This is a genomic window from Azospirillum sp. TSH64 (assembly GCF_003116035.1).
In the GTDB taxonomy this organism is placed as follows: domain Bacteria; phylum Pseudomonadota; class Alphaproteobacteria; order Azospirillales; family Azospirillaceae; genus Azospirillum.
Genome location: NZ_LGQW01000015.1, coordinates 7,300,855 through 7,315,178, shown reverse-complemented (window position 1 = coordinate 7,315,178; position 14,324 = coordinate 7,300,855). Strand labels below are relative to the sequence as shown.

The 14,324-nt window shown below is 68.6% G+C and carries 11 protein-coding genes; 5 read left to right on the top strand and 6 right to left on the bottom strand.

The window, feature by feature from the left end; translation table 11 throughout:
- The first annotated feature begins 13 nt into the window (after positions 1-13).
- The 3 genes from TSH64_RS34095 (at position 14) to TSH64_RS34085 (ending at position 4,966) form a co-directional block, all read left to right on the top strand.
- Positions 14-1,210, top strand: coding sequence for a GNAT family N-acetyltransferase (locus TSH64_RS34095; RefSeq protein WP_109451878.1), 1,197 nt, complete (start codon positions 14-16; stop codon positions 1,208-1,210).
- A 66-nt stretch (positions 1,211-1,276) separates the two neighbouring features.
- Positions 1,277-2,986 carry an adenine deaminase gene (gene ade / locus TSH64_RS34090; protein WP_109451876.1) on the top strand — a complete coding sequence of 570 codons (1,710 nt, stop codon included), beginning with the start codon at positions 1,277-1,279 and terminating at the stop codon, positions 2,984-2,986.
- 324 nt (positions 2,987-3,310) lie between these two features.
- The gene (locus TSH64_RS34085; RefSeq protein WP_109451874.1) at positions 3,311-4,966 is read left to right on the top strand and encodes a CocE/NonD family hydrolase; all 1,656 of its coding nucleotides are present in this window, start codon (positions 3,311-3,313) and stop codon (positions 4,964-4,966) included.
- Here the strand turns inward: TSH64_RS34085 and TSH64_RS34080 are convergent.
- Entirely contained in the window at positions 4,963-5,715 is a 753-nt protein-coding gene (locus TSH64_RS34080) for a Fic family protein (RefSeq protein WP_109451872.1), read from the bottom strand. The genes TSH64_RS34085 and TSH64_RS34080 overlap by 4 nt on opposite strands.
- Positions 5,716-5,919: 204 nt before the next feature.
- Here TSH64_RS34080 and TSH64_RS34075 point away from each other — a divergent pair, with 204 nt between their 5' ends.
- On the top strand, positions 5,920-6,324 hold the full coding sequence (locus TSH64_RS34075) for a bacteriohemerythrin (protein ID WP_109451870.1): 405 nt from the start codon (positions 5,920-5,922) through the stop codon (positions 6,322-6,324).
- A gap of 42 nt (positions 6,325-6,366) precedes the next feature.
- Here TSH64_RS34075 and TSH64_RS34070 read toward each other — a convergent pair whose 3' ends face one another.
- From TSH64_RS34070 to TSH64_RS34050, 5 genes are all read right to left on the bottom strand, one after another.
- Positions 6,367-8,088 carry a tetratricopeptide repeat protein gene (locus TSH64_RS34070; protein ID WP_109451868.1) on the bottom strand — a complete coding sequence of 574 codons (1,722 nt, stop codon included), beginning with the start codon at positions 8,086-8,088 and terminating at the stop codon, positions 6,367-6,369.
- 92 nt (positions 8,089-8,180) lie between these two features.
- On the bottom strand, positions 8,181-9,197 hold the full coding sequence (locus TSH64_RS34065) for an aminoglycoside phosphotransferase family protein (RefSeq protein ID WP_247873325.1): 1,017 nt from the start codon (positions 9,195-9,197) through the stop codon (positions 8,181-8,183).
- On the bottom strand, positions 9,194-9,730 hold the full coding sequence (gene moaB / locus TSH64_RS34060) for a molybdenum cofactor biosynthesis protein B (protein ID WP_109451865.1): 537 nt from the start codon (positions 9,728-9,730) through the stop codon (positions 9,194-9,196). The genes TSH64_RS34065 and moaB overlap by 4 nt, the downstream gene beginning before the upstream one ends.
- Positions 9,731-9,782: 52 nt before the next feature.
- Positions 9,783-11,867 carry a lytic transglycosylase domain-containing protein gene (locus TSH64_RS34055; protein ID WP_247873324.1) on the bottom strand — a complete coding sequence of 695 codons (2,085 nt, stop codon included), beginning with the start codon at positions 11,865-11,867 and terminating at the stop codon, positions 9,783-9,785.
- A gap of 426 nt (positions 11,868-12,293) precedes the next feature.
- Positions 12,294-13,190: a uracil-DNA glycosylase gene (locus tag TSH64_RS34050; protein ID WP_109451863.1), complete on the bottom strand. Its 897-nt coding sequence runs from the start codon at positions 13,188-13,190 to the stop codon at positions 12,294-12,296.
- Between the two features lie 153 nt (positions 13,191-13,343).
- On the opposite strand from TSH64_RS34050, the gene TSH64_RS34045 reads away from it, so the two are divergent.
- Positions 13,344-14,324: NAD(P)/FAD-dependent oxidoreductase (locus TSH64_RS34045; RefSeq protein WP_146208153.1), on the top strand; the 981-nt coding region annotated here is incomplete at its 3' end.

The following is a 14,324-nucleotide window of genomic DNA, read 5'->3' as shown; positions in this document are numbered from 1 at the left end:
ATCAGGGAATGACATGTCTGTGATACAGGGACCGGCGGCGCAGGACGGCGACCGGAACGATGTTCCGTTGTCGGTCGCGGTTGTGTTCGGAATTTCCGGGGTCGATCCGCTGGAGTGGGATGCCTGCGCCGCCGGCAAGGGGCCGTTCGTGAGCCATGCCTATCTGAGTGTGCTGGAAGAAAGCGGCCTGGCTGGCCCGGACATTGGCTGGCGTCCAGCGCATATGATTGTGCGGGAGGCATCTGGCCGGCTGGTTTGCGCGGCTCCCCTCTATCTGCGCGACCGTTCCACGGACGAATTCTGGCCGGACCGGGCTTGGGTCGACGGCTATCAGGCTTCGGGTGGGCGCTATTTCCCGAAGCTGGTCATGGAGATTCCCTACACGCCGGTGACTGGGCCGCGCATCCTGCTGCGGAAGGGGGCACCGTCCGGCACAGTTGATGCGCTGATCGACGCCCTGCGGTCGCTGGCCCACATGCATGGACTGTCGTCCATCCATGTCGGTTTTCCCGACGAAAAGGACCGGGCCTGTTTCGAGGCGGCGGGATGGTTGACCCGCCATGCCGTCGATTACGAGTGGCGGAACGAGGGATATCGTGACTTCGCCGATTTCACCGCCGCCCTGTCGAGCCGCCGGCGCAGAGTGATGATGTGGGAGCGCCGCAAAATCGTGGCGAGCGGGGTGCGGTACCGCGAGGTGCCGGGCAGCCGGGTCGCAGAGGCCGATGTCGCGATTTTTCTGGACTTGCTGAGCGACCTTCATCTCCGCCGGGGGAAACGTCAGGCATTGACCATGGATTTCCTTCTGCGGCTCTGCGCGGCCCTGGGCGACGCCGTGACGCTGACCTTTGCCGAATCAGGCGGCGTTGCGATCGGTGGCTTGATGTCGGTGGAAGGGGACGACTGCCTCTATGTCCGGACCTGGGGGGCGAGAGAGGAAGCGCGCTTCGTTCATTTCGAAACCTGCTATTACCGCAGCATCGAACAGGCGATTGCCCATGGTCTCAGCCGGGTGAATGGCGGGCGCGGCGGTCCGCACAAACTTGAACGCGGTTTCCTGCCGGTTCTGACTCATGCCTGCCACTGGTTCCTGCACACCAACATGCGCGGCGCGGTCGCGGAAGGGCTGGAGCTGTACAACGCAAAGGCTCTCGCCAAATTCGCGGAGGCGAAGGCCCACTCCCCTTACCGGCAGCGGGATGGCCGATAGACGCTTGCACGGCATGGTGAGGCGGGCCACCTTGCCTCTTTGAATGGAAGACTGGCGGGGTGGGACATGACGGTAAGCCGCGACGATCTTAAGACGCGCATCGGGCAGGCGCTGGGCGAGGCGAAAGCCGATCTGGTCATCAAGAACACGCGCTTTCTCAATGTCGTGACCGGCGAGATCGCGGAGGGCGACATCGCCGTCTGTGGCGAGGTCATCGTCGGCACCTACGAGTCCTATGATGGGGTGGAGGAGATCGACGGGCGTGGGCTGACCGTGGTTCCCGGCTTCATCGACACCCATGTCCATTGCGAGTCCACCTGCGTCACCCCGCAGGAGTTCGACCGCTGCGTCCTGCCGCGCGGCACCACCACCGCCATCTGCGACCCGCACGAGATCTGCAATGTGTTGGGTGAGCAGGGGCTGCGCTATTTCCTCGACAGTGCAGGCGGCACTGCGCTCGACCTGTTCGTGCAACTGTCCTCCTGCGTGCCGGCGACGGAGCTGGAAACGTCGGGCGCCCGGCTGGAGGCGCCGGACCTGATCCGCCACATGGACCATCCCCGCGTGCTTGGGCTGGCGGAGTTCATGAACTTCCCCGGCGTCTTCCACAAGGTGGACGGGGTGCTCGACAAACTGGCCGCCTTCGACGGGCGCCACATCGACGGCCACGCCCCGCTGGTGTCGGGAAAGGAACTGAACGCCTATCTCTCCTGCGGCATCCGCAACTGCCACGAGACGACCAGTGCGGATGAGGCGATGGAGAAGCTGCGCAAGGGCATGCAGGTCCTGATCCGCGACGGGTCGGTGTCGAAGGACGTCCATGCCCTGGCCGAGGTGATCACGCCGGAGACCTCCCCTTTCCTCGGCTTCTGCACCGATGACCGCAACCCTCTGGACATCGCGGAAGAGGGGCACATGGATCACCTGATCCGCAGCGCCATCCGCCTCGGTGCGCCGGTCGCCCATGTCTATCGCGCCGCCACCTGGTCGGCGGCGCGCGGCTTCCGCCTCTATGACCGCGGGCTGGTGGCGCCGGGCCATCGCGCCGACCTCGTCCTGCTCGACGATCTGGAGGACTGCGCCGTCAACCGGGTCATCCGCAACGGCAAGATCGTCGGACCACACAGCTTCGACGGCCGGCCGGCGGTGACGCCGGTGGGGCTCGCTTCGGTGAAGCTGGAGCCGGTGACGGACGAGGATTTCGTCGTGCCGGCCGGCGGGTCGGTCCAATCGGTGATCGGGCTGGAGCCGGGCAGGATCCTGACCGAACACCGCCGGGTCGAGGTGCCGGTGGTGGGCGGCCGGATGCTGGCCGATCCGTCGCGCGACTTGCTGAAGATCTGCGTTTTCGCCCGCCATGGCAGCAACCGCAACATCGGCCGCGGTTTCGTCCAGGGCTTCGGCATCGCGGAGGGGGCGCTGGCGTCGTCTGTCGGCCATGATAGCCACAACATCTGCGTGGTCGGTGCCAGCGATGCCGACATGCGCGTCGCGGTCAACCGGCTGATCGAACTTCAGGGCGGCTTCGTCGCCGTGCGCAACGGACAGGTGGTCGGCGAACTGGCCCTGCCGCTGGCCGGGCTGATGAGCCTGGAGCCGTTCGAGACGGTGGAGGTGAGGCTGCGATCCCTGCGCGCCGCCGTCCGCGCCATGGGTTGCCCGCTGGCCGAGCCCTTCCTGCAACTGGCCTTCCTGCCGCTGCCGGTCATTCCGCACCTGAAGATCACCGACCGCGGTATGGTCGATGTCGACCGGTTCGAGCTGATTGCCGCCTGAGCAGGCGGTTTGCCCAGGAAATCGGCAAAGGGCTGAAGGTTGGGCGGAGATGGTCGGTACGGAAGCCGGGAGCCTGCCCATCTGACGGACGCCCTCTCCGCTTGTGGGAGAGGGGCGGGGTGAGGGCGCGCAAATACAGGGTTTCCATCGGTCTATCGGTTGCCGCCTCCCTCACTCCAATCCCTCTCGCACAAGCAGAGAGGGGCCGTCATTCCGGCGGGAAACGGCCGAAAGGTTTATACAATTTGGTGCCGGCGCTCTGGCACGAGCTTTGCCACGACAACACATACTTCGTTGTCAGTCATCGAGCGAGCCCGACCCGCCATGACCCATCTGGCCCCGATGATCCACCCGTTGCACGGCCTGCTGCCGGTCCGGCCGCCGGAAACCGTGTCGATGCGGACGCGGGACGGCGTCAGGCTGGACGCCGACCTTTACCGGCCCGATGCCGCGGGGACCTGGCCGGTCCTGCTGATGCGGGTTCCCTGCGGCCGTCGCGTTGCCTTGACCAGCCATTACGCCCACCCGCGCTGGTACGCGGCGCGCGGCTATGTCGTGGTGGTGCAGGATATGCGCGGCTGCGGCACGTCCGACGGCCGGTTCCGACCCTTCGAGGCGGAACGGGAGGACGGGGCCGACGCCATTGCCTGGGCAGCGTCCCTGCCGGGATCGTCAGGGGCAGTGGCGATGTATGGCTGCGGCTATGCCGGCATGGCGCAGTGGCTGGCACTGGCAGAGGCGCCCGCAGCCCTGCGGGCGGTGGCGCCGGCCTTCGCCGGCTGGGACGTGTTCTCTGACTGGGCTTACGAGGGCGGGGCCTTCCGGCTGGCAGACGCCATGAGCTGGGCTCTGCGCACCGCCGCCGACGCGGCAAAGCGGGTCGAGGATGGCACCGGCCACCGCGTGCTGTCGGATGCGGCGCGCAGCCTGCCGATCGACGATGAGATCCCGTCACGGCCGCAGGCCCTGCGCGACTATGCCCGCTACACCCATTACGACGACTGGCTGACCAACCCGGTGCCCGGCCCGGCCTGGGCCGCGCTGTCGCCCAAGGCCATGCAGGACGCCATGCCGACCGATGTGGCGGTCCTGCAGATCGGCGGCTGGTACGATCCGCGGCTGGCCGGCATGCTGGATGCCCATGACCGTCTCAAGGCACGCGGGCGGGCGCCGGTGCGGTTGGTGGTCGGCCCCTGGGGCGCTGACGGACCGGCCGCAGCACCCGGACAGGCTCCGTCTCTCGACATGCTGCAGCTTGCCTGGTTTGAACGGGTGCTGAAGGGAGAGGCGGCCGACCGCGGCAGTCCGGTCCGCCTGCATGACGTGGAAGCGGGACGCTGGCACGACCTGTCCGACCTTCCGGCGGCCGAGGCTGTCCTGCATCTGTCCAGCGACGGCCTCGCCAACCGGCAGGGTGGTCGGCTGGAGTTGGAGATGCCCGAAATGGAGGCACTCGACGTGGTGGTCCACGATCCGCGCACGCCGGTGCCGACGGTGGGCGGCCATGCGGTGCCGGACGCTTGCGGCCGCCCCGACCGCGCCGCCGTGGACCGCCGCCCGGATGTCGCCACCTACACCAGCCTGCCGCTGGACGAACCGTTGACACTGGCCGGGCGGGTGGCGCTGGAGGTGTGGGTGGAGGCCGATGCTCCGTCCTTCGACGTCAGCGCCGTGCTGTCGGTGGTGCGCCCCGACGGTCAGGTTCTGCCGCTGACCCAGGGCCATGCCCGGGTGGAACCGGGCGACCCGACCCGGCCGCTGACCGTGGCCATGCGGGCGACCTGCGCCACCCTGGCGCCGGGATCGGCCTTGCGCCTCAGCCTTGCCGGATCCTGCTTCCCGGCCTATCCGGTCAATCCTGGCACCGGGGCGGAACCGGGCGAGACCCGCCGGGTCGATGCGTTGCCGATCACAGTGCTGATCCACAGCGGTCCCGACCGGCCGTCGCGCCTGCGCTTGCCTGCCGGGCTGTCCGCTTAAGGCATCTCGTCCCCGGCTGTGTCCTGGCCGGCGGCCTCCAGGCAGAAGTCGAGGCTCTGCGACAGGAAACGCAGCATCAGGTCGCGGAAGGGTGTCTTGTCGCCGACCGACCAGGCCCGCTCGACAAGGTCCAGATAGAGGCTGCGGTCGTCGGTGCCGATCACCACCGGCGGATAGCCGGCACGGTTCAGGATCAGGTTGCACAGGAGCAGTGCGGTCGCCCGGTTGCCGGCATCGAAGGGACGGATGGCGCTCAGCCGGTGATGCGCCTCGAAGGCGGTGTCTGGGCCGGCATCGGACTTTCGCATCCAGGTCGACAGTGCCGACATCGACACGCGCAGCTTGGCCGGATCCGGTGCGGTTTCCGCCGGGTCGTCCTTGGGTGCCGCATTGCGGTATTTGCCGGCGTCGTCGTCGATCCCGCGATAGAGCACATTGTGAAAGGCGGTGACGGTGCGCTCGGTGACCGCCCCCGACGGCTCGAAGGACAGCCGTGCCATCAACTCCAGGGCGGCGCGGTGGTTCAGGACGAATCGCTGTTCCTCCACCGCGCGGTGGCGCAGGACGCTGCCGCGCTCCAGGATGGCCTTAACGTCGGCGCGCTTGAGCGGATAATCCTCCAGCGCCGCTGCGGTGGCGGTCAAATCGAGTTCGAACCGGTCGGCGATGCCGTGGACGACCTCCTGCGGCAGGGGGCGTGCGGCGTCCAGCGCCCGTTTCTTCTCCGCGATCTCGTCGAGCAGGGCCATCGGTCACTCTGTCGCTTTGGCAGGGAGGGGGGCGCACCGCGCATCTTGCCGCGCCCCCTGCGGGGATTTGCCGCTTGGACTGGCACGGTTGCCGGTTTTAGGATCCCTGTCAAGATGTCCACAACCCTGCCATGGCCGGCCGCAACCGCTTGATTCCGCGGGATGCACCTGCAATTGCGGGATGCGAGGGGGGAGATCGCTGCGATGAGCTATGTCGTCTGGGACCAATCCATGAGCGTCGGCGTGCCCGTGCTCGACGACGAGCATCGGCGGCTCCTCGACCTGTTCAACGGCCTGCTGGAAAGCGGCATCACGCCCGCCAACCGCGAGGAACTGTCCAGCCTGCTCGCCAGCCTCCGCGACTACGTCGCCGTCCATTTCGCACGGGAGGAGGCGATGATGGTGCGCTGCGGCTATCCCGACCTGGACGGCCACCTCGCCGCCCACCGCTATTTCGCCGACGAGGTGGAGAAGCTGGCCCGCGACTTTGAGGGCGACAACCCCACCATGCTGCGCGTGGACCTGATCCTGCTGCTCAAGGACTGGTTCGTGGAGCACATCCAGCAGACCGACAGCCAGTACAAGCCCTATTTGGGGGGGCTAGCATAAGGCGGGGCAATTCCCTCTCCCCCGAAGGGGAGAGGGGGCTTTTCACTGCTTCGCGGCGGCTTTCTGGTCGGGCATGCCCTTGTCGAGCTTGGCCTGGATGGCTCCCTTGTCGGTTTCCTCGTCGGCGCTGCGCAGCGCGCGCATCCACTGGAAGCGGGCCTCGTTCCGGCGGCCGGCCCGCCAATAGGCATCGCCGAGATGGTCGTTGATGGTCGGATCGCCCGGCTTCAGCTCGACCGCGCGTTCCAGCTTGGCGACCGCCGCTTCGTAATCGCCAAGCGTGTAGAGCGCCCAGCCCAGGCTGTCGACGATGTATCCGTCGCGCGGGCGCAGTTCCACCGCGCGCTCCACCATCGCCCTGGCCTTGGGCAAATTCTCGCCGCGGTCGATCCAACTGTAGCCGAGGAAGTTGAGCAGCGACGGCTCGTCCGGTCGCAGCTTCAGCGCGGTTTGCAGGTCGGCTTCGGCCTGCTGCCACTGCTTGGTCTTCTCGAAGCACATCGCGCGGGCGTAGAGCAGCGGCCAATGCCGTTCCTGCGGGGTGCCGATCCGCTCCAGCGCCGTGGTGTAGGCGGGGATCGCCTCGGCGTAGCGCTTGGAGTAGCGGTAGATGTCGCCGAGCCGGGTAATCGCGTCGGTGCGCTCCGGCCGTTCGGCGGAGAGATCCTTGAGGATCGCGATGGCCTCGTCGTTGCGGTCCATGCGGGCGAGGCTGTCGGCCTCGCGCATGCGGGCGGTCCAGCCCAGCAGCGGATCCGTCTCCAGCCGCTTGTAGGCGGCCAACGCCTCCTCGTGATGGTCGCGCGAGGCGGTGATGTCGCCGATCAACAGATGGGCCAGGGCGAGATCATCGCGCAGATGCAGGGCGATGCGGCCGAACAGCAGGGCCGGCTCGTCGGCATTCTCGTGGTGCAGCGCACTGCCCAGGTCGAACATCGCTTCCGCCAGACCGGACCGGGCATCGGGGACCGGGCGGGCTTCCGACGGCGCGTTCGCCATGGCGGCCAGCGCCGGCTCCACCAGCAGCCCGTCGGGGTTGTTGCCCTGGAAGGTCTGATAGAGCTTGCGCGCCTCGTCCTTGCGGCCGGTGCGAGTCATGAAGTTGCCGACGATCTGCACCACCCGCAGCGGCGCGTCGGTATCCGTCACCTTGGCATAGCGGGCCGCCGCTTCGTCGTTGCGGCCGGCAAGATCGAGGATCAGCGCGGCATGCAGGTTGTAAAGCGCCTCGAAGCCCTTGACGTCGGACAGCGGCTGCAGGGCCGCCAGCGCCTCGTCCGTCTTGCCGCGGGCAGTCACCAGCCACGCACGGGTCAGCGGCGTCAGGAAGCGGCCGAGCCCCTCGGACGGCAGCCGGGCGGCATAGCTGTCGGCCTCGTCCAGCTTGCCCCTGGCCAGCGCATCGGCGGCCAGCAGGGTCAGTGCCATCTGCGGCTCGCCCTGGTCGCTGAGCAGCCGGTTGGCATGGTCGATCGCCGCTTCGATCCGCCCCTCGCCCAGCCGCAGCAGGAAGGTGCGGCTCAGCAGGGCGGGGTCGTCCGGGTCGGCGGCCAGCGCCTGGGCGGTGAAGCGTGCCGCCGCGGTCCAATCGTCCTGGTGCTGGGCATAGCGGCCGGCCAGATAGCTGCCGGTGGCCGATCCACCGCCATCCGCACCTTGTCCCTGGCCCGCACCGGGACCGGCGGCAAGGGCGGGCGTCAGGGTGGTCCCGGACATCAGGATGGCCAGGGAAACCGGCAGCAACCGGCGTCGGAACCTCGTCATGCTCTCGTCACCTCGTTTTCCGAGTCGGTATCCCATCATCTTCGGCAGGGCACGGGCAAGAGACTTTCGCACGCGTCCCCTTTTCGCACCTGCTAACGCCAGTCCCGCCGCACCTGCTCGATCCGTTCCGGTCGCAGAATGTCGGTGGCGTGGGCGTCCATATGCGCTCGCAAGTCTTCCGGCATGCCCGGCGACAGTCTAGCGCCCTCCACCGACCAGCGTGCCATCCAGGACAGGGTACGCAGCCAGGTCAGCCGGCGCAGTGCCTTCAGCCAGGGCAGCACCTCGTCGGCGAGGTCGCCCGGCACCGCCATCGCCCAGGCCGCGAAGAAGGTGTCGATGTCTTCCGCGGCCAGTTCCGCATTCACCGCCGGGTCCCATCTGGTCGAGGTGTAGAGGCTGGCATGGGCAAGGTCGCTGGCCGGATGGCCGTATTGCAGCTTCTCCAGGTCGGTGAACCACGCCTTGCCGTGGTCGTCGACCAAGAAGTTGCCGGGATGCACGTCCACTCCGACAGCGGTCAGCGGCATCGGCGTTTCGGGCGGCGGCAGGAGGTCGCCGACACGGGCGGCGGCAAGCTCCTCCGTGATCAGGACGCGGGCCTCGGTCGACAGGGGGGCATTGTCGAACCATGCCGCCTGCCGTTCGACCTGGGCCAGCAAAGCGGCGACCGGATCGGGCGGGGCGGGCAGCGGTTCGTAGAAGTCCGGCGGTGCCATGCGGTGCAAAGCCGCCAGCGCGCGGGCGATGGCCGGCATGTCGCCGGGCAGGACGGGCGTGCGCCCCTCGACCTCGCCCACCACCAGGGCGCCCAGCGGCAGCCCCTCGCCGGGCGGCAGCAGGCCGACGAAGCGCGGGGTGTGGCCCGACATCTCCGCCCGCCGGAAGGCGGCGGCCTGCCGGTCCAGCGCCGTCCAGGCATCGAGGCCAAGCTGGCTCCAGCGCGGGATGCGGGCGACCAGACGCCGGCCGCGCAGGCGGACATGGTCATGGGCGACGCCCTTCAACGGCATCGGCTCCAGCGCGTCGGGGGAGAGATCGGCAAGGCGCGGCAGCCGGATCAGGGCGGCGTGCAGCGCCTCCATCGAAAAGCCCAGGGGTTCGCTCACGCCATGTGCTCGCGCAGGCGGGGCATCAGCTCCACCAGATTGCAGGGGCGATGGCGGTTGTCGAGCTGCCAGACCAGGATGTCGTCCCAGGCGTCGCGGCAGGCGCTGGGCGAGCCGGGCAGGGCGAAGATGTAGGTGCCGTTGGCGACGCCGCCGGTCGCCCGGCTCTGGATGGTGGAGGTGCCGACCTTGGCATAGCTGAGATAGCGGAACAGCTCGCCGAAGCCGGGGATCGCCTTCTCGTACAGCGCCTCGACCGCCTCGGGCGTCACATCGCGGCCGGTGACGCCGGTGCCGCCGGTGGTCAGGACCACGTCGATCTGCGGATCGGCGATGAAGGACTGCACCTGGGCGCGGATCGCGGCGATGTCGTCCCGGACGATGGTGCGGGCGGCGACCCGGTGGCCGGCCCCGGCGATCCGCTCCGCCAGCGCATCGCCGGAGCGGTCGTCGGCGGCGCTGCGGGTGTCGGACACCGTCACCACGGCGATGTTCACGGGAAGGAAGTGGCGGCTCTCGTCGATCTTCGGCATGGCGGCAGGCGTGTCCTCATGTCGGTCCGGAGCCCGACATGGGCGCCGGCGGTCAGGGTATCGGGCTGGCCTCTCCCCGCTCAGCAACCGTTTCCACCGGCACCGTCACTGGCGCCGTTTCCACCGGGTCCGCTGCCGCCGCGACAGGCAGGCCGGCAGCCGGGGGGGCCGCCTTCGCCGCAGGCTGCGGATCGGGACGGGAGGCGACCTGGGGTGGACGACCGTCCATGGGAACATAGGCCGGCCATTTCCCGTCGGCGACGGCGGTGAGCGAGGCGGTCTCCTGGCCCAGCCGAAGCTGGTAGATCCAGAAGTTCGCCATCACCTTCTCCACATAGTCGCGCGTCTCGCCGAAGGAAAGGCTTTCGATGAACAGCAGCGGATCGGTGATGTCGCTCAGATCCCGCCGCCAGCGCGCCAGCGTGCCCGGCCCGGCATTGTAGGCGGCCGTCGCCAGGAACATGTTGCCGTCGATCTCCGGCATGCCCAGCAGTTCCGAAAGGTAGCGCTGGCCAAGCTCCATGTTGCGGGACGGGTCGAACAGGGCGTCGCGGTTGGCGTCGTCGCTGCCGATGTCGGCGTTGCGCTCCCGCACATGCTGGGCGGTGCTGGGCAGGATCTGCATCAGCCCCGTCGCTCCGGCGGAACTGACCAGCCGCGGGTCGAAGCGCGATTCCTGCCGCATCACCGCGAAGACCAGCGCGCGGTCGACCGCGAAGCCGTCGCGCGGCGTCCAATGGGGCAGCGGGTAGAGTGCGGCGGCATAAGGGGCGCCGTCCGGACCGGCCACCGCATTGCCGAGCCGCAGCGCCAGCGAGGCCACCCCGGCGCGGTCGGTCAGCGCGACCATTGCCTGTTCGATCAGCGGCTCGCCCTGCGGGTCGATGCGTTGCAGCTCCAGCCCCGCCAGTTCGCGCTGACCGGCCTGGAGCAGGGCGATGGCGCGGGATCCCGCCGGCTTGGCCGCCACCGCCGCCAGCTGCCGCCCGGTCAGATCCGGTGCCTGCCAGCGCACGTCGCCCAGACTGCCCAGCGTCTGCAGGGCGATCAGGCCATAGAAGGTGTGGGGGTAGCGGGCGGCGGCGGTCAGATGCTCCGCCGCCTCTTTTTCCTTGCCGGGTTTGCGGGCCAGCGCGCGGGCCGCCCAGTAATCGGCCGCGGCGGCCTTCCAGGGATTGCGTGGGCCGGCGGCGGCCATGCCGGTGAAATGGCGGGCGGCACGGTCGGTCTGCTTCAGCCGCCAAGCGGCCAGACCGGCGATCCAATGCGCCTCCGGCAGCATGTCGCCCGACCGCGCGGCGCTGGCCGAGGCAAGCGTCAGTGCCTGGGCCGTCTCGCCGGCATAATAGAGGGACGCCGCGATGCGGGCGCGGGCGGCGTCATACTGAACGGTGTCGAGCTTGCCGCCGAACTCGTCCTGGCCCAGCAGGCTCAGCGCGCTGTTGGTGCGGCCGGAGCGCAGCAGCTCTTCCACCCGCGCCACCGCCGCACGGTCGCTGCGGGCCCGGGACACGGTGCGGCTGCGCGGGGCGACGGTGACGCTGTCGTCCTCGTCCTCCTCGTTGCTGGCAACGGTGCGCAGGCCGCCCAGCCGCTCCAGCGACCCGACGAGGCGGACGCGTTCTTCGCCGCGCGGCGGCTTCGGCGCCCGCTGGCCGGCGGGCTGGCGTTTCTGGGCCAGAGTGTAGACGCGCTCCGCCCCGGCGAGGTCGCCGTAATCCTGCATCCAGCGGGCGAGTTCCTCGTAGCCGGCGCGGCGGTCGGGGTGGAGATAGCGCTGGCGCAAGACATAGCCGATCAGCCGGCGGTCCTTCAGCTTCGCCATCTCGGCATCTGCGGCATCCCACTCCGCCCGTTCCTGGGCAGCGAAGATGCGGCGGTAGCGGGCAGCATCCTCCTCGTCCAGCTGGACGGCGCGGGCCGTCTCGTCGACCGCCAGCAGCAGCGGCGCGCCGGCGGAGGCGGGGGTATCGTCCACGACCGCGGACGGCGACGCACCGTCGGCCGGGTTGCCGGATGCCGCGGAATCGGCAGCGGAGGAATCGGGGGTGGCGGTTTCGGTGAGCCCCATCGCGGGATCGACCGGCGCCGGATCGATTGGCGTGTCGGCGAAAACGGGGCTGGCGGGGTCAGGCACGGAATCCCCGCCGGGCGGGACGACGGCGTGACCGTCCGGCGCGTGGATGATGAGGGCGGCGCAAGCGGGCCGGAACCCGACCGCACCGTCGGGTCCCAGGGTGTAAGCCACCGTGAGACCCAGCACCCCCAGAAGGTTCCGCCGCAGCGGGGCCGCGCTCGCGACCCGGTATGCTGCACTGCAAAATATCCGGAGCATGGCTTCGGGATACATCACGCTGGCGCGAACCGCAAGCAACGGATTCGCTCGGAATGTGTCGGCTCCGGTATTCGCCAGATGTTACAACGCTTTAACAGAGATGGGAAAAAGGCTCTAGCCCGTTGGGAAAATGCCTTTCGGCATGGGCTGGCCACATTTGTGCTGCGCGGCGATCGCAATTATACGAACGATTTCGGCAGCCCTGTGACATCCCATTTTCTCTTTCGATTACTTGATTCCTTCTTCGGCGATCTTTTGCTGCAATGCAAGCATGTCCCGCCACGCCTCCCGTTTAGCGATAGGGTTGCGCAGCAGGTACGCCGGATGCAGCATCGGCATCAGCGGTACGGAAGTCCCGGCGACCTCGTAGGTCCGCCACTGCCCGCGCAGGCGGGTGATTCCCTCCGCCCGGTTCAGCAGGGTCTTGGCCGAAACGCCGCCGAGCGCCACCAACAGCTTGGGCCGCACCAGCTCCACATGCCGCTCCAGGAAGGGCAGGCAGGCGGCGATCTCCGCCTGGGTCGGGCTGCGGTTGCCGGGCGGGCGCCAGGGCAGGATGTTGGAGATGTAGACCGCGCTGCGGTCCAGCCCGATCTGGGCCAGCATGCGGTCCAGCAGCTTGCCGCTGACGCCGACGAAGGGCTTGCCCTGCCGGTCCTCGTCCTCGCCCGGCGCCTCGCCGATCAGCATCACCTGTGCCTGCGGATTGCCGTCGGCGAAGACGGTGTTCATCGCCGTCGCCTTCAGCGGGCAGCCGTCGAAGCTGCGCAGGGCCGCTTCCAGAGACTCCAGCGTCTGCGCCTCTCCGGCCCGGGCGCGGGCCTGGATGCCGGCCTCGCTGGCGCCCAGCGGCTGGTCGGGCGAAGCGAAGAGGGTGGTTGCCGGACGCGCCGGGGCCGGCGCCCGAGTCGGGCCGGCACCGCGCACCGCGTTGGGACTGGCGTTGGGCCCTGGGGCAGGGCCGGAAGCGGCACCGCCGGCCGCGCCCGCGCCGGCGGACGGTGCGCGTGCCACCGGCCGTGCGGTGAGGGCGGCCCAGTCGGTCGGCTCGTCGCCGATGGCCTCGTCGCAGCCGATATCGGCATGCCAGCGCAGCGCGTCGAGGATGTCGCATACGTCAATCATCGTTTGACCTTACCACAGATCGTGTGGTCTTACATGTCCAGATACCCAATTTGGGTGCGGCGCAAATCGTGCTACAAGCACGCGCCCGCAAAAAAGACCATAGGGCGTCCCGAGGGAAACAGTACCAAAACAAGACGGTGGGGGAGTGTGGTGATGGAACGCGAACCGCGCGAGGTCATGGAATACGATGTTCTGATCGTCGGCGCCGGCCCGTCGGGCCTGAGCGCCGCGATCCGTCTGCGGCAGCGCGCGGCCGAGACCGGGCAGGAACTCAGCGTCTGCGTGATCGAGAAGGGGTCGGAGGTGGGGGCCCACCTGCTGTCCGGCGCCGTCTTCGAACCGCATGCGCTGGACGAGCTGATCCCGGACTGGAAGGAAAAGGGCGCCCCCCTCACCACCAAGGCGCGCGAAGACCATTTCCTGTTCCTGACGGAAACGAAGGCCTACAAGTCGCCCTTCGCCCCGCCGCAGATGAACAACCACGGCAACTACATCATCAGCCTGGGCAATCTGGCCCGCTGGATGGCGACCCAGGCCGAAGAGCTGGGCGTAGAAATCTACCCCGGCTTCGCCGCGGCGGAAGTGCTGTATGACGACAAGGGCGCGGTGAAGGGTGTCGCCACCGGCGACATGGGCATTGGCAAGGACGGCGAGAAGACCGGCAACTACACGCCCGGCATGGAACTGCATGCCAAGCAGACCATTTTCGCCGAGGGTTGCCGCGGGTCGCTGACCAAGACCCTGTTCGAGCGGTTCGACCTGCGTCGCGACTGCCAGCCGCAGACCTACGGCATCGGCATCAAGGAGCTGTGGGAGGTCGATCCGTCCCAGTCCAAGCCGGGCCTGATCGTCCACACCATCGGCTGGCCGATGGACCCCAAGACCTATGGCGGGTCGTGGCTGTATCACATGGAAGGGAATCTGGTGTCGGTCGGCTTCGTCGTCGGCCTCGACTACTGGAACCCCCACATGAGCCCGTTCGAGGAGTTCCAGCGCTACAAGACCCACCCGGCGATCCGCCCGACCTTTGAAGGCGGCCGGCGTCTGTCCTATGGCGCACGCGCGCTGTCGGAAGGCGGTTTCCAGTCGATCCCGAAGCTGACCTTCCCCGGCGGCCTCCTCATCGGCGACGGT